Here is a 17,480-nt window from a genome sequence, read left to right as displayed (position 1 = left end):
CCGGCGTGTGTCAGGCCCTGACGCTGCCGTTGAGCGCGGCCAGCGAGGTGTCGGCGAGGCCCAGTTCGCCGGCCTTGTCCAGGAGCTGCTGGAACTGTCCGGCGTTCGCGCCGCCATTGCTCATGAGCTTCATGAGCAGGGCGGACACGGTCAGATCCCGCACATCGGCCGTGGAGACCGATCCGAGGGCACGGGTGAGGTCGTCGGTGAAGCTCGCCGTGCCGTCCAGCCAGGGCCCCGCGAGTGCCTGGGCGGTCTCGGAGTGCTGGACGAAGCCGTCGACGCCCTTGCCGAGCGCGATCGCCCCGACCAGCCGGTCGAGGAAGACCGACTCCCCGCCGACGATGTTGATGTCGGCGTTCTCCAGCCCGGTGGCGAGCACCGTGGCCTGCGCCTCGGCGATCTGCCGCTGCACGTCCAGCCCGGCCAGGCGGATGTCCTTCTCCGCCTCCAGCCGCAACCGGTACTCCTCGTGCGTACGGGACGCCTCGTCGAGCGCGGCCATCGCGGCGGCCTTCTCGGTGAGACCGGCCGCCTCCGCCTTCAGCTTCTCGCCGATGGCCTCGGCCTCTGCGAGCGCCTGGGCCCGGGAGCCCTCCGCCTCGGCCCGCATGCGCGCCTCGGTGGCCTCGGCCTCCGCGCGGCCGGCCTTCTCGATGACCTCGGCCTCCTTGTCGCGGACCTGGACGGCGGCCAGGCCCTCGGCGGCGGACTCCGCCTGAACCCCCTCGGCGAGGCGGAGCTTGGCCCGCGCGTCGAGGTCAGCGGTCTTCAACCGGGCCTCGGCCAGGGTGATTTCCTCGGCGGCACGGTGAGTGGCTGCCTGCTCGGCCGCCTCGGCGGCCTTGATGTCCTTGACCAGCCGCTCCTGCGCCTGAGCCTCGGCCGCGATGATCACGGCCTGCCGCTGCCGCTCCGCCTCCTCCACGGCCCGCAGCTTCTTGATGGACTCCTCCTGTTCGGCGACCGTTCGGTCCACGGCGACCCGCTCGCGGATGACCTCGGCGATCTCCCGCTTCTCCGCCTCCACCTCCTTCTCGGCGGCGATCCGCGTCAGCTGGGTCTCCCGTTCACGGGCGATGACTTCGAGGAGGCGGTCCTTCTCGATGCGCTCGCTCTCCACGGCGATGACCCGCTCGCGGTTCTTCGCGGCGACGGCGACCTCACGGGCCTGGTTCTCCCGCTGGATGCCGAGCTGCTCCTCGGTCTTGAGGAAGGCGCCCTGCGCGCGGAGCCGCTCCTCCTCCACCACCCGCGCCGTCTCGGCCTCCTCCCTCGCCCGTACGGTGTCGATCTCCCGCCGCTGCTTGATCTCGGCGTCGGCCTGTCGGCGCTCCAGCTCCAGAATGGTCTCCCGGGCGTCGACGTTCTGCCGGGTGATCTCCTTCTCCTCGGTGCGCTGGGCCTCGTTGGTGCGCACGTGCTCCACGGCCGTCAGCTCGGTGATCTTCCGGATGCCCTGGGCGTCGAGGACGTTGGCCGGGTCGAGCTGGCTGAGCGGCGTCTGCTCCAGGTAGTCGATCGCCGCGTCCTCCAGGTGGTAGCCGTTCAGATCGACGCCGATGACCTCGATGATCCGGTACCGCAGTTCCTCGCGCTTGGTGTAGAGGTCGGTGAAGTCCATCTGCTTGCCGACGGTCTTCAGCGCCTCGGAGAACTTCGCGTGGAACAGTTCCTGCAGCGTGTTGCGGTCGCTCGCCCGTGCCGTACCGACCGCCTGGGCGACCTTGACGACGTCCTCGGCGGTCTTGTTGACCTTGACGAAGAACGAGATGCGGATGTCGGCCCGGATGTTGTCCCGGCAGATCAGCCCCTCCTTGCCGGCCCGGGTGATCTCGATGGTTTTCACCGAGATGTCCATCACCTCGGCCCTGTGGAGCACCGGCAGCACGACCTGCCCGGTGAAGGTCACATCGACCTTGCGCATCTTGGAGACGATCAGCGCCTTGCCCTGCTCCACCTTGCGGAAAAGTCGGGCGACGACGAGTACGAGGAGCAGGCAGACGGCGACGAGCACGCCGATGCCCACGATCATGACGACCATGGCATACGTCCTTCGGGCGTAAGGGAGTTGAGCGTGAAGCAGAGAGGCCGGAGGTGAGATCCGGCGGCGGTAAGGCTCAGGCGGCGCGGTCCCGCGGATGCAGCGCGGCGGCTCGCGGCGCGGTCCCGCGGGGATGCCCTCCGCGGGTGTGCGGCAGCGCGGCGGCACCGCCCGGGCCGGACCCGCTCCGCTCGGAGACCCCGGGTTCGTCCGGGGAGAGGCGGTGCAACGGCCGTACGATCAGGCAGGTCACGGCCCAGGCGACGGACAGCGCCCCCACACATGCGACGAGGCGCAGCATCCCGGCTACGGGTCCCGGGGGCACGTACACGGCCACGAGAACCGCCCCGCCAGTACTCAGGGGCCAGGCGATCACCGTCAGTAGCGACAAGGCGACCGTCACGGGCACGTCGCCCATCCGCCATGCCCGCAGATCCACGTCCGTGTCGAAGCTGTCCACGCGGGCGACACCCACGGCGGCGAGGAGCCAGAAACAGACGACCACGATGAGGGCGTTGGTCAGCAGGATCGTGGGCAGACCCGTGGCCGCTGCCAGGAATGTCCGCATCTCCCCGTCCCCCTCCGCTGTCTCCGCCCGCGGCGCGCACAAGTCGTCTCCGACGGTGCACGGTCGTTCCGGGCCTCCATGCCGGGCACCTGCCGGTGCCCGGCATGGATTCATCCGCCGTGCTCCCCACGAGCCATGCTGCACGATCCGATACCGACCCCGCATTGCCGGTTCCCGGCAGTGTTCGCTGGGTCATGTATGCCGGTGGCCGCTAAGAAGCCGTCACTGTCGCGTCAAGGATGCGTAGGGCGACGTGACAGGACGGGAACTCCCTGAGCGGTATCCGGACGGTTGCGCGGCGGCCTTTGGGGGCGACGCCGCACTCGGGGCGGGATTCCATGACTTCCGGCCAGGTCGGCGCCGGTGCGGTTGTGGGTGTCGAACAGCGCTGCCAGCTCGGAGCGGGCGGCGCCCCAACGGCCGAGGGCCCGCAGGGCGGACCGGTGGGCGCGCAGCGGGCCGGGCTTGTTCTCGAAGACGGTGACGGCGTGGGTCACGGACGGGTAGGTGACGCGGACGTGCTCGACCCGGGTCCGTACGGCAGCGGGGAGCGGCCCGAACCAGGCGCAGAGGTGCGCGAGGTCACCCCAGCGGGTCGGGGGCGGTGGGGTCGGAGGCCGGTCCAGGTGCCCGGTGACGGTCGGGGCGATCCTGCCCATGACGCCGTCGGGGGTCCAGGAGGCGACGGCCACGATCCCCCGGAGCGGCAGACCCGGAGCAGTTCCGCTGCGGCCCGGCGGGCGTCGGGGGCGAACATCACAACGAAGGTGGACAGGACGGCGTCTGAGAGCTCCGAACAAAACTGGAGTCCGATCAGCTCGCGGCGTCTGGTGCGTGCGATCGCAAGGCGCCGGAAGCTCCTTGTAGCGGGGCTACCAGGGGCTTTCGGCAACGCGGCGAGCGTGCGTGCCGGGCGTCGCGAGCCGGGCTCCACTCTTGTTCGGAGCCCTAAGGCGCCGGCCGGGAACGGGAGCCGGAGGGCGTCCCCGACGACGAAGCGTGCCCTCGCGGCGAGCCCGGCCGGCCTGACGCGTTCCCCGGCTGTCCGCAACAGTGCGGGCTCGTGGTCCAGGCCCACGGTCTCGGCCCCGGCGCGGGCGGCGGCGAGGACCGCGGGTCCGGTGCCGGTGGCCACGTCGAGCACGAGCGGTGCGGGCCCGGTCGCGGTACGGCCGAGGGCGGTCGGGGCCGCGGCGGTCACGTCGTCGGCGGCGTGTGCCCAGGCGTCGCAGAAGGCGGCGTAGTCGCCGCCGGTCCAGCCGCCGGTCACCGGCCGCGGCGCCGGCCCGGGGGAAGCGGGGCGTGCAGTGCGACGCCGTGCTCGGCGGCCAGGGTCTCCGGCAACCCGGCCAGCGCCGACAGCTGTTCGATGTGGTGCACCCCGCTCGCCGGAGTTCCGGTGAGCAGTTCACGGGTGACGTAAGCCGCGACCAGACCGGTGATCCTGCTCTGTCCGCGTCCGGTGAGAGCCCGGGCGGCGTGGCGGTCACCGCGCCGCGCGTCGGCGCGGATCGCGAAGCCGTCACCCCCGACGTGCACCCGGCGGAAGGCGCCGGTCAGCAGCCGTCGTACGCCTGGTCGGCGGGCGACGCGCAGCAGCCCGGTGCGGCGGGCCGCGAAGAGTGCGGCGGTCAGGGGGCGGGAGTCCAGGCACAGCCGGGTGGTCACCTCGGACACGCCGAGCGTGCTCGGCAGGGTGTGCTGGTCGGAGAAGGGAAAGGGGTGGGTGGTCCGGGTGCCGTACCCGGGAAGCGCCGTGCGCAGGGGGCGGGCCGTGACCGGCTCGGTCAGCCCCTCCACGGTCCAGCGGACCGCGTCCCCGCCGTGCCGCTCGCCGGAGCCGAGCAGCAGCGTGATGTCGAGGCGTTCCGCTCCGCCCACGGCCTCATGGGCGCGGCGGGCGAGCAGGTTCGTCAGGCCGGGCGCCACACCGACGCTGAGCACGGCCGTTGCGCCGGCGGTCACGGCCACGTCGTGCAGAGCGGCCACGGCGTCGAGCAGCCGGGGCGTGGCACCGACGTCGATCAGGTGGACGCCGCGCTCCAGACAGATGCGCGCGATGGCGGCGTCCGGGGGCTCGACGCACAGCACCACCACCGCCACGTCACCGAGTTCGTCCAGTGTCCGCGCGAACCCCTCGGGATCGGTCAGGTCGATCCGTGCCCCGCCCGGTCGGCGGGCCCGCACCGCGTCGCGCCCGCCGGAGACGACGCACCCCGGGAACCACTCGGCGAGCGTGGCGGTCACGACCGCGCCGACGGCCCCGTACCCGCCGACGACCAGGACTCGCCCGGCGGAGGCACCACCGGATTTCACTGTAGTCATACTCCAATGACTAACACTGTAGTCTCACTACAGTCAAAACCCGCCGACCGAGGAGGCAGCGTGGACGCGCCCCTGACCCGCGCCGAGAAGGCCCGCCGCACCCGGCGGCGGATGCTTGACGCCGCTGCCGGGCTGTTCACCGAACGCGGCTGGGCGGGCACGACCGTGGAGGACATCGCCCGCAGCGCAGAAGTCGGCGTGCAGACGGTGTACTTCACGTTCAGGAACAAGCGCGCCCTGCTCAAGGAACTGCTGGACACCGCGATCGCCGGAGATCTCGACGCGGTCGCGACCCTCGAACGCCCCTGGGCCCGCGAGGTCCTGGACGCCCCCGACCCGGCCACCCAGCTGGCCCTCCAGGCAGCCGGTGCCCGCCGTATCCTGCGGCGCGCCGCGCCGATCCTGGAGGTCGTGCGCGGCGCGGCCGCCGCCGACCCGGAGGTGGCCGAACTGTGGCGGGCCAACCAGGAGCAGCGCCATGCGGTCCAGCTCCGCTTCGCCGAGGCGCTGACGGCAAAGACCGGCGGCGTACTGCGGGACGGTCACGACGCCTCCTCCGCCGCCGACATCGCCCTGGCCGTCCTCGGCCCGGAGACCTATGGCCTGCTGGTCACCGGTCGCGGCTGGCCCCCGGCGCGCTGGGAACGGTGGGCGGCGGACGCGCTCGTACGCCAACTGCTGCCGTGAGCGTCGGCGGTCGGCGCTTCGCCCGCGCTCCTGGGCGAACTCGTCGGCAAGGGATCCCGCAGGTGACGAAACCCAGCCCGCAGGCGCGGGAGCGGATCGTGGTCGGCGCCGCCGGCATGGTCGGCAGGCGGGCTCTGAGCGCCACGAGCATCCGCGAGATGGCCAAGTACGCCAAGGCGCCGCTCGGCTCCACGCACCACTACTTCCCTGAGGGCAAGCAGCAGTTGCAGTGGGAGAGCCTGCTGGCCGACTCACTGCGGGCGCACGGCGCCGAAGCCCGGCAGGCCGCCCAGCTCTCGACGCTCATCGTCGCGGCCGTCGAGGGAACAGTTGCCCTGTGCCGCGCCCGGCGCAGCACGCGGCCACTCGACCACATCGCCGAACAGCTGCAGGCTCTCATCGCGACAGCCGTCAAGGACTGACTCTGACCAGCTCTTTCGTAGCAGCCGTCGAGACCGCCCACCGCTCCGCCCTGCGCTACACCGCCTCAGCCGACCTGCCGCCCCACCGCGTGCTGCGCCGACTCGACAAGACGGCCTCCAGCGAGCCGAGCCGAGCCGGACCGGCGCCCGGCCCCGGCCTGGTCACGTCCGGTGAGCCGTGTGCCGCCCCGCGTCCACTGCCGCGTAGAGGTCGCGCCACGCGGCCGCCAGTCCTTCGACGCTCTCGGCTTCCAGCTTCCTGGCGATCTCTTCGCCGTCGACGCCGAGGCCTTCCAGTCGTTTCCAGACCTCGAGAGCCGTACTGTGGCGACCCATCAACGTGTCTCCACACATGTCGAGTCGGCGGGTGGCCGCCTCCAGGGTGGGCAGGGTCATCAAGGTGATCGTGCCCCAGGTGACGAGTTGCTCGACGTAGCGGGTGAGTGACGACGAGGAGTCGGTCACGGTCGTGGCCGTCCACATCAGCCGTTGCGGATGGCCTCCCGCGGCGGCCAGGGCCCGCCAGTCGGCGCCGCCGAACCAATCGTCGTACATCCGGTAGAAGTGGCGGGCCCGTGCCACAGCGGCCTCGCCGCGCAGCGCCAGGGCGTCGGGGGTGCCCAGGTCCTCCAGCCGCGCGTCCACCTCGGCGTCCAGCAGGCCCACGGGCAGTGAGACAACCGAGGCCAGCGCCGAGAGTCGCCGACCGTCGGCCAGGGCGCGCCGGAGGCCCTCCGCATAGGCGTCGAGGGCTTCGCGGTAGCGCGAGGCCGAGAAGACCGCGGTGACATGGACGGGGAAGCCCGCACCGACGCACTCCCTGATCGCGGCGATCCCCTCCGTGGTGGCGGGCAGCTTGACCATCGCGTTCGGCCGGTTCACCGCGCGCAGCGCCTGCTCCGCCTCCGCCACGGCCGACTCGACGTCGTGGGCGAGGCGCGGGTCCAGGTCCATCGACACCAGGCCGTCCAGGCCGCGTGTGGCCTGGTACACCGGGCGGAGTTCGTCGCAGGCCCAGCGGACGTCGTACGCCGCCACCGCACGCACCGCGTCGGCGGCGCAGATGTCGTCGGAGGCCAGGCCCGCGAGTTGTTCGCGGTAGGCGTCGTCGCTCTCGACCGCCGCCGCCAGCGCGGCCGGGTCGGACGTGGCGCCCCGGACGCCGGTGCGCGCGATGAGCCGGTTCAGGCATCCGGAGGCGAGGTGACCGCGGGTGAGTCCGTCCAGCCAGGGCGAGACGCCCTCCGCGACCAGTTCGTCCAGCTCCAGCACGCCCGGTTGCCTCAGCCGGTCCGACATGGTGGGTCGTCACTCCTTGCTACTCCATGGCGAGTTCAAGCGTCACCGTCAGGCTATTCGCATGCACCCGAGATGAACTACGGGTGTCATGCCACATTGGCGCAAAGTGGTTCCGACATCGACTTGATGAAGTAGCGGCTATTTGACGAAGTGCGTCGATCGCCATTGGGCCTGCCTTCGCTTTCGATACAGGATCGGAGCGAACAGCCGGCTCAGGTCCGGCACGACCACTCCGTCTGCCGAGGGAGCACCGCATGCACGGCCCACATCGCCGTCCTCGAAGGCCCTGCACGGGACTTGTCCGCACTCCGGACGCCGACCGGCGCGCTCGTCACCTGGGCGAACGGCCTGTTTTCCCTGGCCGCGCCCCGTCGCGGCTCCCCCGGGGCCGACGCTCGAACGGCCCCTCGGATCCGGGCCGAGCCGCGCGCGGCCCCGTGACGGCCGCTCCGGTTCCCCGGCCCGGCACCGGAACCGGGTGAAGCGGAAAGCATCACCTCCGGGCCGGTAATGCATTTGCGGGGCAGCGGCATTGCGTGCCCCGGCTTCCGGATCCGGCGCAAAGCGAGCAATTCCCGGCCGCGGCGTTCCCGCCGCCTACCGCAGGATCGGAGCTATCACCAGAGCTATTACGCGTGCCGAACCAAAGCGGCGGTCGTCGCGCCTCCGACGCGCGGACGGGCACCTCCCGCACGGCCCGCGGCTCCACCCGCACGGCCCGCGGCACCACCCGCACGGCCCGCGGCACCACCCGCACGGCCCGCGGCGGCGCCGCTCGTGCGGCTTGCCCGATGACGGCGGCCCCGGCACACCCCGGTGCGCCCGGCCCCGCCGGCCCATGTCCGAGACCCGCACGGCCGCGCGGTCACGGGGTTTTCCCTGCCCCGGCGATGGCGCGCCGCAGTCACGCCCTTCGCCAAAGGAGACACCAGTGGACGACGCTCTGCTCGACATCAAGGACAAACCGGCCAGGCAGCAGCCCGAGTGGGGTGATGCGGCGCGGGTGCGGCAGGTCACGGACACCCTGGCCCACCGCCCGGCCCTCGTCGACGCGGCGGACGTCGACACGCTGCGTTCGCTGCTGGCCCGGGTCGCCTCGGGCGAGGCCCTGGTCGTCCAGTCCGGCGACTGCGCCGAGGACCCCGCCGAGTGCACGCCCGGCTATGTCGCCCGGAAGACCGCGGTGCTGGACCTGCTGGCCGGCGCGCTGAAGATGATCACGCACAAGCCGGTGATCCGCGTGGGCCGGATCGCGGGCCAGTTCGGCAAGCCCCGCTCCAGCCCGACCGAACTGGTCGGGGGTGTGGAACTGCCGTCCTACCGGGGCCACATGGTCAACGGCCCGGAGCCCGACCCGGAGAGCCGGCGCCCCGAGCCCGGGCGCATGCTGGCCTGCTACCAGGCGGCCCGCGAGATCATGACGCACCTCGGCTGGCAGGACGCCGGGCGGCGGCACGCCGTCGAGCCGCCGGTGTGGACCAGCCACGAGGCACTGATCCTGGACTACGAACTCCCCCTGGTCCGCCGCGACGACCGGGGCCGGCTCGTCCTCGCCTCCACGCACTGGCCCTGGATCGGCGAGCGCACCCGCCAGCTCGACGGCGCGCACGTCGCCCTGCTGTCCCGGGTCGCCAACCCGGTCGCCTGCAAGATCGGGCCCAAGGTGACGGCCGACGAACTCCTCGGGCTGTGCGAACGGCTCGACCCGGACCGGGAGAAGGGCCGGCTGACCCTCATCTCCCGCATGGGGGCCGCCACCGTCGGCGATCGCCTGCCGAAGCTCGTCGCCGCGGCCCGCGAGGCCGGCCATCCGGTGATCTGGCTGACCGACGCCATGCACGGCAACACCGTCACCCTGCCGGGCGGTCTCAAGACGCGCTTCCTGGAGACGATCGAGCGGGAGATCCAGGAGTTCCAGGAGGCCGTCCGCTCCGAGGGCGGCATCATCGGCGGGCTGCACCTGGAGACCACGCCGGACGACGTCACCGAGTGCGTCCCCAACGACGCCTGCGTCGAGCACGTCGCGGACAAGTACACGACCTACTGCGATCCGCGCCTCAACCCGAGCCAGGCCGTCGCCGTGGCCTCGGCCTGGCTCGGCTGACAGCTCCGCCACCCACCCCGACCGGCACGGGGCACGGCCGTCGGGCAGACACGCAGATGAGGAGGTCCTGACAATGGACGGAAAGGTCGCACTCGTCACCGGGGCGGCGGGCGGCATCGGCGAGGCGGTGGCCCGCGCCCTCGGTGAACGCGGCGCGGTGGTGGGAGCCGTGGACCGCGACGCCGACCGGCTGCGGCAGGTGGTGGACAAGCTGCGCGCGGACGGCCTGGAGGCGCGGGCCCTGCCCGCCGACGTCACCAGCGCCGCCGACGTCGACGCCGTGGTCCGCGCGGCCGAGGAGCGCCTCGGCCCGCTGGAGTACCTGGTCAACGGGGCCGGTGTGCTGCGTCTGGGCTCCGTGCGCAACCTCACCGACGAGGACTGGACGACGACGTTCGCCGTCAACGCCACCGGCGTCTTCCTGATGTCGCGGGCCGTCGTCAACCGCATGCTGCCGCGCCGGCGCGGCTCGATCGTCACCGTGGCGTCCAACGCCGCCGCCACCCCACGGGTGCAGATGGCCGCCTACGCCGCGTCCAAGGCAGCGGCGACCATGTTCACCAAGAGCCTGGGCCTGGAGGTCGCCCGGGACGGCATCCGCTGCAACGTGGTGGCGCCGGGCTCCACCAGCACCCCGATGCTCACCTCCATGTGGCACGACGAGTCCGGCCCGAAGCACACGATCGAGGGGCGGCTGGACGCGTTCCGGGTCGGCATCCCGCTGGGCAAGGTGGCCCGCCCCTCGGACGTCGCCGACGCCGTCGCCTTCCTGCTGTCCGACGAGGCCTCCCACATCACCCTGCACGAACTCACCGTCGACGGCGGCGCCGCGCTCGGCGCCTGAGCCCCGACCCCCACCGACCTGAGGCGACCAGGAGAGCAACTCATGGCAGGCATACCCGAGATCACCCCCTACCCGATGCCGACGGCCGGCGACCTGCCCGGCAACGTGGCCCAGTGGTCCGTCGACCCGGACCGCGCAGTCCTGCTGGTGCACGACATGCAGCGCTACTTCCTGCGGCCCCTGCCCGACGGCCTGCGCGAGGAACTCGCGGGCAACGCCCGGCAGCTGCGCGAGCACTGCGCAGGGCTCGGCATCCCGGTGGCGTACACGGCACAGCCCGGCGGCATGACCGACGAACAGCGGGGCCTGCTGAAGGACTTCTGGGGCCCGGGCATGCGCACCGCCCCCGCCGACCGGCAGGTCGTCGACGAACTCGCCCCGGCCCCCGGCGACTGGCAGCTCACCAAGTGGCGTTACAGCGCCTTCTTCCGCTCCGACCTGCTGCAGCGGATGCGCGCCGGCGGCCGGGACCAGCTGGTGCTGTGCGGCGTGTACGCCCACGTCGGCGTGCTGATGACCGCCGTCGAGGCGTTCACCCACGACATCCAGCCGTTCCTGGTGGCCGACGCCGTGGCCGACTTCTCCGAGTACCACCACCGGCTGGCCCTGGAGTACGCGGCGCAGCGCTGCGCCGTCGTCGTCACCACCAAGGAGGTCCTGGCATGACCGGCACCGCGAGCGGCGACCTGCTCGGCCGGATCCTGGGCGACCGGCCGCCGGCCGCGTACGCCCTCCTGCACCGCCCCGAGGCGACGGGCCCCGGCGTGCTGGACGTCGTCGTCGGCGAGGCGGCCGAGTCGCGCACCCTCGCCGAACTGCCCCTGCCCGACGCCGCGGAGACATCCGCCGGCCCCCGCCACGAGGTCCTGGCCCTCGTGCCCTACCGGCAGATCGCCGAGCGTGGATTCGACTGCCCCGACGACGGTACGCCGCTGCTGGCCATGACCGTCACCGGTCAGGCCACCGTGCCCGTCACCGAGGTGCTGACCCGGATCCCCGACCTGCCCGTGGAGCTGTCCGGCGGCCGCTTCGACGTCCCGGACGAGGAGTACGCCGCCACCGTCCGCCGGGTCGTCAAGGACGAGATCGGCACCGGGGAGGGCGCCAACTTCGTCATCAGGCGCACCTACACCGCCGACATCACCGGCTACACCCCGCGGCACGCGCTGGCGGTCTTCCGGCGCCTGCTGCAACGCGAGAGCGGCGCCTACTGGACGTTCCTGGTGCACACCGGCTCGCGCACGCTCGTCGGCGCCACTCCCGAGCGGCACATCAGCCTGCGCGAGGGCCTGGCGGTGATGAACCCGATCAGCGGCACCTACCGCTACCCGTCCACGGGCCCGGCGCTGCCGGAGGTGCTCGGCTTCCTCGCCGACCGCAAGGAGGCCGACGAGCTGTACATGGTCGTGGACGAGGAACTGAAGATGATGGCCCGGATCTGCGAGGAGGGCGGCCGGGTGGTCGGGCCGTACCTCAAGGAGATGGCCCGCCTCGCCCACACCGAGTACTTCATCGAGGGGCACAGCACACGCGACCCGCGCGACATCCTGCGCGAGACGCTCTTCGCCCCGACCGTCACCGGCAGCCCGCTGGAGAACGCCTGCCGGGTCATCAACCGGTACGAACCCGAGGGGCGCGGCTACTACAGCGGTGTCGTCGCGCTGATCGGCCGTGACGAGCACGGCGAGCGGGCCCTTGACTCCTCCATCCTGATCCGTACCGCCGACATCGACGCCTCCGGCCGGCTGCGGATCGGCGTCGGCGCCACGCTCGTACGGCACTCCGACCCGGAGAGCGAGGTCGCCGAGACGGCGGCGAAGGCGGCGGGTCTGCTCGCGGCCATCGAGGGCCACGGGCCGACCCGCTTCGCGGACCATCCGCGGGTCCGGTCGGCGCTGGAGCAGCGCAACGCCACCCTCGCCGGCTTCTGGCTGGCCGGTCACGGCTCCGGGGCGCGGCCCGTTCCGGAGCTGAGCGGACGCCGCGTGCTGGTCGTCGACGCCGAGGACACGTTCACGTCCATGCTCGACCACCAGCTGCGCTCCCTGGGGCTGCGGGTGACGGTCCGCCGCTTCGACGAGCCGTACTCCACGGACGGATACGACCTCGTGGTGATGGGGCCCGGTCCGGGCGATCCGCGTGACGTCGAGCACCCGAAGATCGCGCACCTGCGTGCCACGGTGCGCACCCTGCTCGACGAGCGGCGCCCGTTCCTCGCCGTCTGCCTCAGCCACCAGACGCTGTGCACGCTGCTCGGTTTCCCGCTGGTGCGCCGGGCGGTGCCCAACCAGGGCGTGCAGCGGGAGATCGACCTGTTCGGGGCGCGGGAACGGGTCGGGTTCTACAACACGTTCGCCGCCCGCGCCGAGGAGGACAAGGCCGAGTACGAGGGGGTGGGCGTGGTGGAGGTCAGCCGCGATCCCGACACCGGTGAGGTGCACGCGCTGCGCGGCCCGCACTTCGCGTCGATGCAGTTCCACGCCGAGTCGGTGCTCACCCAGGACGGCGTGCGCATCGTCGGCGACCTCATCAAGGAGGTTCTCCCCCACGCGACGGGAAAGGAGCGCGGCACCGTTGAGCAGGTTGCGCTGGCTGACCGCGGGTGAGTCCCACGGTCCCGCACTCGTGGCGACGCTGGAGGGTCTACCCGCCGGCGTGCCGATCACCACGGACATGGTGGCGGACCATCTCGCGAGGCGGCGGCTGGGCCATGGCCGCGGTGCCCGGATGAAGTTCGAGCGGGACGAGGTCACCTTCCTCGGCGGTGTGCGGCACGGCCTCACGCTCGGCTCGCCGGTGGCGATCATGGTGGGCAACACCGAGTGGCCCAGGTGGGAGCAGGTCATGGCGGCCGACCCGGTCGACCCCGAAATCCTCCAGGGACTGGCCCGCAACGCCCCGCTGACCCGCCCGCGCCCCGGTCACGCCGACCTCGCCGGTATGCAGAAGTACGGCTTCGACGAGGCACGGCCGATCCTGGAGCGGGCCTCCGCCCGGGAGACGGCGGCCCGGGTGGCGCTGGGCGCGGTGGCCCGGTCGTACCTGAGGGAGACCACCGGCGTCGAGATCGTCAGCCACGTCGTGGAGCTGGCCTCGGCCAGGGCGCCGAAGGGCGTGTACCCGACGCCGGCGGACGTGGAGCGGCTGGACGCGGACCCCGTGCGCTGTCTGGCCGCGGACGCCTCGAAGGCGATGGTCGCCGAGATCGACCAGGCCCACAGGGACGGCGACACCCTCGGGGGTGTGGTGGAGATCCTGGCCTACGGCGTGCCGGTCGGCCTCGGCTCGCATGTGCACTGGGATCGCAGGCTCGACGCCCGGCTCGCCGGCGCGCTGATGGGCATCCAGGCCATCAAGGGCGTCGAGGTGGGAGACGGTTTCGAGTTGGCGCGGGTGCCGGGTTCCGGGGCGCACGACGAGATCCTGGCGACCGAGGAGGGCGTCAGACGGGCCTCGGGCCGCTCCGGCGGCACGGAGGGCGGTCTGTCCACCGGTGAACTGCTGCGCGTGCGGGCCGCGATGAAGCCGATCGCGACCGTGCCCCGGGCGCTGCGGACGGTGGACGTCTCCACGGGCGAGGCCGCCCAGGCGCACCACCAGCGCTCGGACGTGTGCGCGGTCCCGGCGGCCGGGATCGTGGCCGAGGCGATGGTGGCGCTGGTGCTGGCGGACGCGGTGGCGGAGAAGTTCGGCGGCGACAGCGTTGCCGAGACCCGCCGCAACGTCACCTCGTACCTCGACCACCTCGCCGTCCGATGAGCGGGCCGCTGGTCGTGCTGGTCGGCCCGATGGGCGTGGGCAAGTCCACCGTCGGACAACTGCTGGCCGAGCGGCTCGGAGTCGCCTACCGGGACACCGACCGGGACATCGTCGCCGAGCAGGGCCGGACCATCGCCGAGATCTTCGTCGACGACGGCGAGTCCGCCTTCCGGGCGATCGAGGCACGGGCGGTGGCCCGGGCCCTGACCGGGCACCACGGCGTGCTCGCGCTGGGCGGCGGGGCGGTCCTCGATCCGCGGACCCGGGCGCTGCTGTCCGGGCTGCCGGTGGTCTTCCTCGACGCCGACGCCGGCGAGGCGGTGCGGCGGATCGGCCGGGACCCCGGCCGGCCGCTGCTGGCGGGTGATCCGCACCGGCGGTGGCGTGCGCTGGCCGCGGCACGCCGTCCGCTCTACACGGAGGTCGCCCGGGCGGTCGTCGACACCGGCGGGCGCACCCCGGAGTGGGTCGTGGAGGCCGTACTGGCGGCGCTGGCCCCGCGAGAGGTGAATGCCTGAAGCCCCATACGAGCACTCCCCGCCTTCCGGGCGGGGAGTGCTCGTACGGTCACGCGCCCGTCACCGCCGGGCGGCGAGGAAGTCGTGCAGCAGCCGTTCCTCCTCCGCGGTGAGCGGCAGCCCGAACGTGGTGCGCACGGCGTCCACGGTCTCGTGCGGGCGCAGGAGGCGCAGGCGCTGCTCGCCGCTGCGGTACTCGGTCATGAACTCGTTGTTCCTGAGCCGGTACCGCTCCTCGTCGTTGGCCCTCTGCACCACGAGCTGCCCGACGAAGGGCGAGCCGGGGCGGGTGGAGCTGACGTAGTGGGCGGCCTGGAAGTCGACGGCGTACTGGGGTTCGGTGCGGAAGGCGTAGATGTCGAACCAGCCTTCGGGCCGCCGGTACTGCAAGAGCCAGTGGCCGTCCTCGGTCGTCAGCCGCCACGACCAGCCGGCGACGGTGCTCTCCGCTTCGGGTCGCAGGGCGATGGGTTCGATGAGCGCGGCGTAGCCGTAGCCGGGGTCGGCCAGCCACACGGTGTCGTCCGCCCGCACCAGCAGGGCCGTGTGGGAGCGGAACCGGCGCTTGCCGCTGCCCTCGCGGATGCGGACCAGGAGCCGTGTGACGGGGAAGCCGAAGCGGTCCAGCGCGGCGGCGAACAGCAGGTTCGTCTCGTAGCAGTAGCCGCCGCGGCCCGCCTGGACGATCTTGCGCTGGACGGCGTCGATGTCGAGGGAGACCGTACGCCCCAGGGCGATGTCGACGTTCTCGAAGCAGACGGAGTCCCGGTGCGCGCGGTGCAGGGCGCGCAGCGCCGCGAGGGAGGTCTCGCGCGGCCCCCGGTAGCCGATGCGGGCGAGGTAGGCGTCGAGGTCGAGCCCTTTGCTCCCCCACTCCGGGGAGTCGTCGACCACGAGGGGCAGTCCTGAGGTGTCCATGAGCGTCCTTCCGGTGCGAGAGGTGGGTCGGGGCGCACGGCGGTGCGGCGCGCGGCCCGTCCGGGTGCCGCACGCCGCACGCCGCGCCGGTGGGAGTGTCACCACTCCACGCGGACGTCGTACTCCTTCACCCACGCGTCGAACTCGACCAGGCGCTCCATCACGGCCCGCATGCCCCACAGGCCGCCGAGACCGGCGTAGGACTCGACGGGCTTGTCCAGTAGCTTGCGGATGCCCTCCGCCGGCACGAGGTCGAGCACGGGGGAACCGTCCAGCAGGGCCTCGACCTTGGCGCGCAGGGCCCGCACGTACTCCACGTCCTGGGTGGACGGGTAGGGGCTCTTCTTGCGCTCCAGCACCGACTCGGGCAGGACGTGGCTCGCGGCGGCGCGCAGCAGGCTCTTCTCACGGCCGTCGAAGGTCTTCATGGCCCACGGCACGTTGAAGACGTACTCCACCAGCCGGTGGTCCGTGAACGGCACCCGCACCTCCAGGCTCGCCGCCATGCTGATGCGGTCCTTGCGGTCCAGCAGGAAGTTCTCCCAGCGGCTGATGTTGAGGTACGACAGCTCCCGCATCCGCGCCTCGTCGGCGGACTCGCCCTCCAGACGCGGCACTTCGGCGAGCGCCTCGGCGTACCGCTTGGCGACGTACTCGTCGAGGCCGAGCCGGTCCCAGAGACCGATCTCCTTCATGGTGTCCAGGCCGCCGAGCCGGCGCCAGGCGTCGTACCAGGGGAAGGTGTCGCCCTCCACGGCCTCCTTGTCGAAGAACCAGTTGTAGCCGCCGAAGAGTTCGTCCGCGGTCTCGCCGGACAGGGCGACCGTCACCTGCTCCTTGAGCGCCTTGCACAGGTGGTAGAGGGAGTGCTCCATGTCGCCGGTGGAGACGGGCAGGTCCTGGGCGCGCAGCACGCGCCTGCGCACGTCCTCGTCGAGGACGTGGTGGTTCTCCAGCTCGACGATGACGTGCTCGGCGCCGGAGCGGCGGGCGACGTCGATGGCGTACGGCGTGTCGGGGTCCATCCAGATGCCGTTGCCGCGGAAGTTCTCCTCGTTGTTCCTGAAGTCGATGGAGAATGCCTTGATGCGCTCCTGCTTGCCCTGGTCGCGGAAGACCTTGGCGGCGAGCGCGGTGATGGCGCTGGAGTCGAGGCCGCCGGAGAGCAGGGTGCCCACCTTGACGTCCGCGATGAGCTGGCGTTCGACGATGTCCTCGAGGAGCTCGCGGACGCGGGTGACGGTGGTGTCGAGGTCGTCGGTGTGCGGGCGGGCCTCCAGCTGCCAGTAGGTGCGGGTGGTGTGGCCGCCGCGGTGGAAGCGCACGACGGTGCCGGGCACCACCTCGTGCATGCCCTTGAAGACGGCGTGGCCGGGGGTGTTGATGATGGCGAAGATCTCCGCCAGGCCCTCGCGGTCGACGACCGCCTCGGCGTCGGGGTGCGCCAGGATGGCCTTGGCCTCGGAGCCGAACAGCACGCCGTCGGGCGTCGGGTGGTAGAAGAGGGGCTTGACGCCCATGCGGTCGCGGACGAGGAGGAGTTCCTCGGTGCGCGGGTCCCACAGGGCGAGGGCGTACATGCCGTTGAGGCGTTCGGCGAAGTGCTCGCCCCACTCCAGGTAGGCGTGCAGGACGACCTCCGTGTCGCTGGAGGTGCGGAACGCGTGGCCGAGACCGGCGAGTTCCTCCTTCAGCTCGCGGTAGTTGTACACCTCGCCGGTGTAGACGAGGACGGGGAGGCCGTCGCCCTCACCGGTGACGTGCATCGGCTGGCGGCCGCCCTCCAGGTCGATGATGGAGAGCCGGCGATGCCCGAGGACGGCGTGCGGTGACATCCACACACCGCGGTCGTCGGGGCCCCGGCACGCCAGCGTCTCCGTCATGGCCGACGCCGTCCCGCCGTGTACCGACAGATCGTGGTCGTAGGCGACCCAGCCTGCGAGTCCGCACATCGAAGTCCCAGTTCCTTTCGTTCCTGTGGTGGTGCAGGGG

At 72.2% G+C, this 17,480-nt stretch carries 15 protein-coding genes and 1 pseudogene; 8 read left to right on the top strand and 8 right to left on the bottom strand.

The genetic code is table 11. The annotated features are described in order from the left end of the window. Positions 1-10: 10 nt before the first annotated feature. From AC067N_RS05730 to AC067N_RS05710, 5 genes and pseudogenes are all read right to left on the bottom strand, one after another. Entirely contained in the window at positions 11-2,044 is a 2,034-nt protein-coding gene (locus AC067N_RS05730) for an SPFH domain-containing protein (protein ID WP_478677603.1), read from the bottom strand. Positions 2,045-2,120: 76 nt separating this feature from the next. Beyond that, positions 2,121-2,612: a hypothetical protein gene (locus AC067N_RS05725; protein ID WP_478677602.1), complete on the bottom strand. Its 492-nt coding sequence runs from the start codon at positions 2,610-2,612 to the stop codon at positions 2,121-2,123. Positions 2,613-2,845: 233 nt separating this feature from the next. Next, positions 2,846-3,304, bottom strand: a complete 459-nt coding sequence (locus AC067N_RS05720; RefSeq protein ID WP_478677780.1) for a hypothetical protein — start codon at positions 3,302-3,304, stop codon at positions 2,846-2,848. Between the two features lie 272 nt (positions 3,305-3,576). After that, positions 3,577-3,747 (bottom strand): annotated as a pseudogene (locus AC067N_RS05715) (methyltransferase domain-containing protein); the annotation flags it as partial. Between the two features lie 131 nt (positions 3,748-3,878). After that, positions 3,879-4,937 (bottom strand): saccharopine dehydrogenase family protein, encoded by a 1,059-nt coding sequence (locus AC067N_RS05710; protein ID WP_478677601.1) that lies wholly within the window; start codon positions 4,935-4,937, stop codon positions 3,879-3,881. Positions 4,938-4,997: 60 nt separating this feature from the next. On the opposite strand from AC067N_RS05710, the gene AC067N_RS05705 reads away from it, so the two are divergent. Together AC067N_RS05705 and AC067N_RS05700 are read left to right on the top strand one after the other, a co-directional pair. Next, positions 4,998-5,624 (top strand): TetR/AcrR family transcriptional regulator, encoded by a 627-nt coding sequence (locus AC067N_RS05705; protein WP_478677600.1) that lies wholly within the window; start codon positions 4,998-5,000, stop codon positions 5,622-5,624. 62 nt (positions 5,625-5,686) lie between these two features. Beyond that, entirely contained in the window at positions 5,687-6,046 is a 360-nt protein-coding gene (locus AC067N_RS05700; protein ID WP_478677599.1) for an LmrA/YxaF family transcription factor, read from the top strand. 162 nt (positions 6,047-6,208) lie between these two features. On the opposite strand, the gene tal is transcribed toward AC067N_RS05700, so the two are convergent. Beyond that, the gene (gene tal / locus AC067N_RS05695; RefSeq protein WP_478677598.1) at positions 6,209-7,345 is read right to left on the bottom strand and encodes a transaldolase; all 1,137 of its coding nucleotides are present in this window, start codon (positions 7,343-7,345) and stop codon (positions 6,209-6,211) included. A gap of 931 nt (positions 7,346-8,276) precedes the next feature. Between tal and AC067N_RS05690 the strand changes: the two genes are divergently transcribed. The 6 genes from AC067N_RS05690 (at position 8,277) to AC067N_RS05665 (ending at position 14,570) form a co-directional block, all read left to right on the top strand. Further along, complete coding sequence (locus AC067N_RS05690) at positions 8,277-9,449, top strand: 3-deoxy-7-phosphoheptulonate synthase (RefSeq protein WP_478677597.1); 1,173 nt, start codon at positions 8,277-8,279, stop codon at positions 9,447-9,449. 73 nt (positions 9,450-9,522) lie between these two features. Next, the gene (locus tag AC067N_RS05685) at positions 9,523-10,293 is read left to right on the top strand and encodes a 2,3-dihydro-2,3-dihydroxybenzoate dehydrogenase (protein ID WP_478677596.1); all 771 of its coding nucleotides are present in this window, start codon (positions 9,523-9,525) and stop codon (positions 10,291-10,293) included. Between the two features lie 42 nt (positions 10,294-10,335). Beyond that, the gene (locus tag AC067N_RS05680; protein WP_478677595.1) at positions 10,336-10,959 is read left to right on the top strand and encodes an isochorismatase family protein; all 624 of its coding nucleotides are present in this window, start codon (positions 10,336-10,338) and stop codon (positions 10,957-10,959) included. After that, positions 10,956-12,899: an anthranilate synthase family protein gene (locus AC067N_RS05675; protein ID WP_478677594.1), complete on the top strand. Its 1,944-nt coding sequence runs from the start codon at positions 10,956-10,958 to the stop codon at positions 12,897-12,899. The genes AC067N_RS05680 and AC067N_RS05675 overlap by 4 nt, the downstream gene beginning before the upstream one ends. Next, a complete protein-coding gene (aroC, locus tag AC067N_RS05670) occupies positions 12,868-14,052 on the top strand; it encodes a chorismate synthase (protein WP_478677593.1) in 1,185 nt (394 codons plus the stop codon). The genes AC067N_RS05675 and aroC overlap by 32 nt, the downstream gene beginning before the upstream one ends. Then, positions 14,049-14,570 carry a shikimate kinase gene (locus AC067N_RS05665; protein WP_478677592.1) on the top strand — a complete coding sequence of 174 codons (522 nt, stop codon included), beginning with the start codon at positions 14,049-14,051 and terminating at the stop codon, positions 14,568-14,570. The genes aroC and AC067N_RS05665 overlap by 4 nt, the downstream gene beginning before the upstream one ends. Positions 14,571-14,630: 60 nt before the next feature. Here the strand turns inward: AC067N_RS05665 and AC067N_RS05660 are convergent, their stop codons facing one another. Both AC067N_RS05660 and asnB read right to left on the bottom strand, forming a co-directional pair. Then, positions 14,631-15,488, bottom strand: a complete 858-nt coding sequence (locus AC067N_RS05660) for an arylamine N-acetyltransferase family protein (protein ID WP_478677591.1) — start codon at positions 15,486-15,488, stop codon at positions 14,631-14,633. 98 nt (positions 15,489-15,586) lie between these two features. Beyond that, positions 15,587-17,440, bottom strand: coding sequence for an asparagine synthase (glutamine-hydrolyzing) (asnB, locus tag AC067N_RS05655; RefSeq protein ID WP_478677590.1), 1,854 nt, complete (start codon positions 17,438-17,440; stop codon positions 15,587-15,589). Between the last annotated feature and the right edge of the window lie 40 nt (positions 17,441-17,480).

It is taken from the genome of Streptomyces sp. NPDC042364 (genome assembly GCF_056437585.1).
Note: the sequence above shows the minus strand (reverse complement) of the source record. Positions and strands in the feature narration are given on the sequence as shown.

What these genes read in the sequence shown, in the direction of transcription:
- AC067N_RS05730 (WP_478677603.1), bottom strand. Translation starts at nt 2,044, where the DNA reads ATGGTCGTCATGATCGTGGGCATCGGCGTGCTCGTCGCCGTCTGCCTG.
- AC067N_RS05725 (WP_478677602.1), bottom strand. Translation starts at nt 2,612, where the DNA reads ATGCGGACATTCCTGGCAGCGGCCACGGGTCTGCCCACGATCCTGCTG.
- AC067N_RS05710 (WP_478677601.1), bottom strand. Translation starts at nt 4,937, where the DNA reads ATGACTACAGTGAAATCCGGTGGTGCCTCCGCCGGGCGAGTCCTGGTC.
- tal (WP_478677598.1), bottom strand. Translation starts at nt 7,345, where the DNA reads ATGTCGGACCGGCTGAGGCAACCGGGCGTGCTGGAGCTGGACGAACTG.
- AC067N_RS05685 (WP_478677596.1), top strand. Translation starts at nt 9,523, where the DNA reads ATGGACGGAAAGGTCGCACTCGTCACCGGGGCGGCGGGCGGCATCGGC.
- AC067N_RS05680 (WP_478677595.1), top strand. Translation starts at nt 10,336, where the DNA reads ATGGCAGGCATACCCGAGATCACCCCCTACCCGATGCCGACGGCCGGC.
- AC067N_RS05675 (WP_478677594.1), top strand. Translation starts at nt 10,956, where the DNA reads ATGACCGGCACCGCGAGCGGCGACCTGCTCGGCCGGATCCTGGGCGAC.
- AC067N_RS05665 (WP_478677592.1), top strand. Translation starts at nt 14,049, where the DNA reads ATGAGCGGGCCGCTGGTCGTGCTGGTCGGCCCGATGGGCGTGGGCAAG.
- AC067N_RS05660 (WP_478677591.1), bottom strand. Translation starts at nt 15,488, where the DNA reads ATGGACACCTCAGGACTGCCCCTCGTGGTCGACGACTCCCCGGAGTGG.
- asnB (WP_478677590.1), bottom strand. Translation starts at nt 17,440, where the DNA reads ATGTGCGGACTCGCAGGCTGGGTCGCCTACGACCACGATCTGTCGGTA.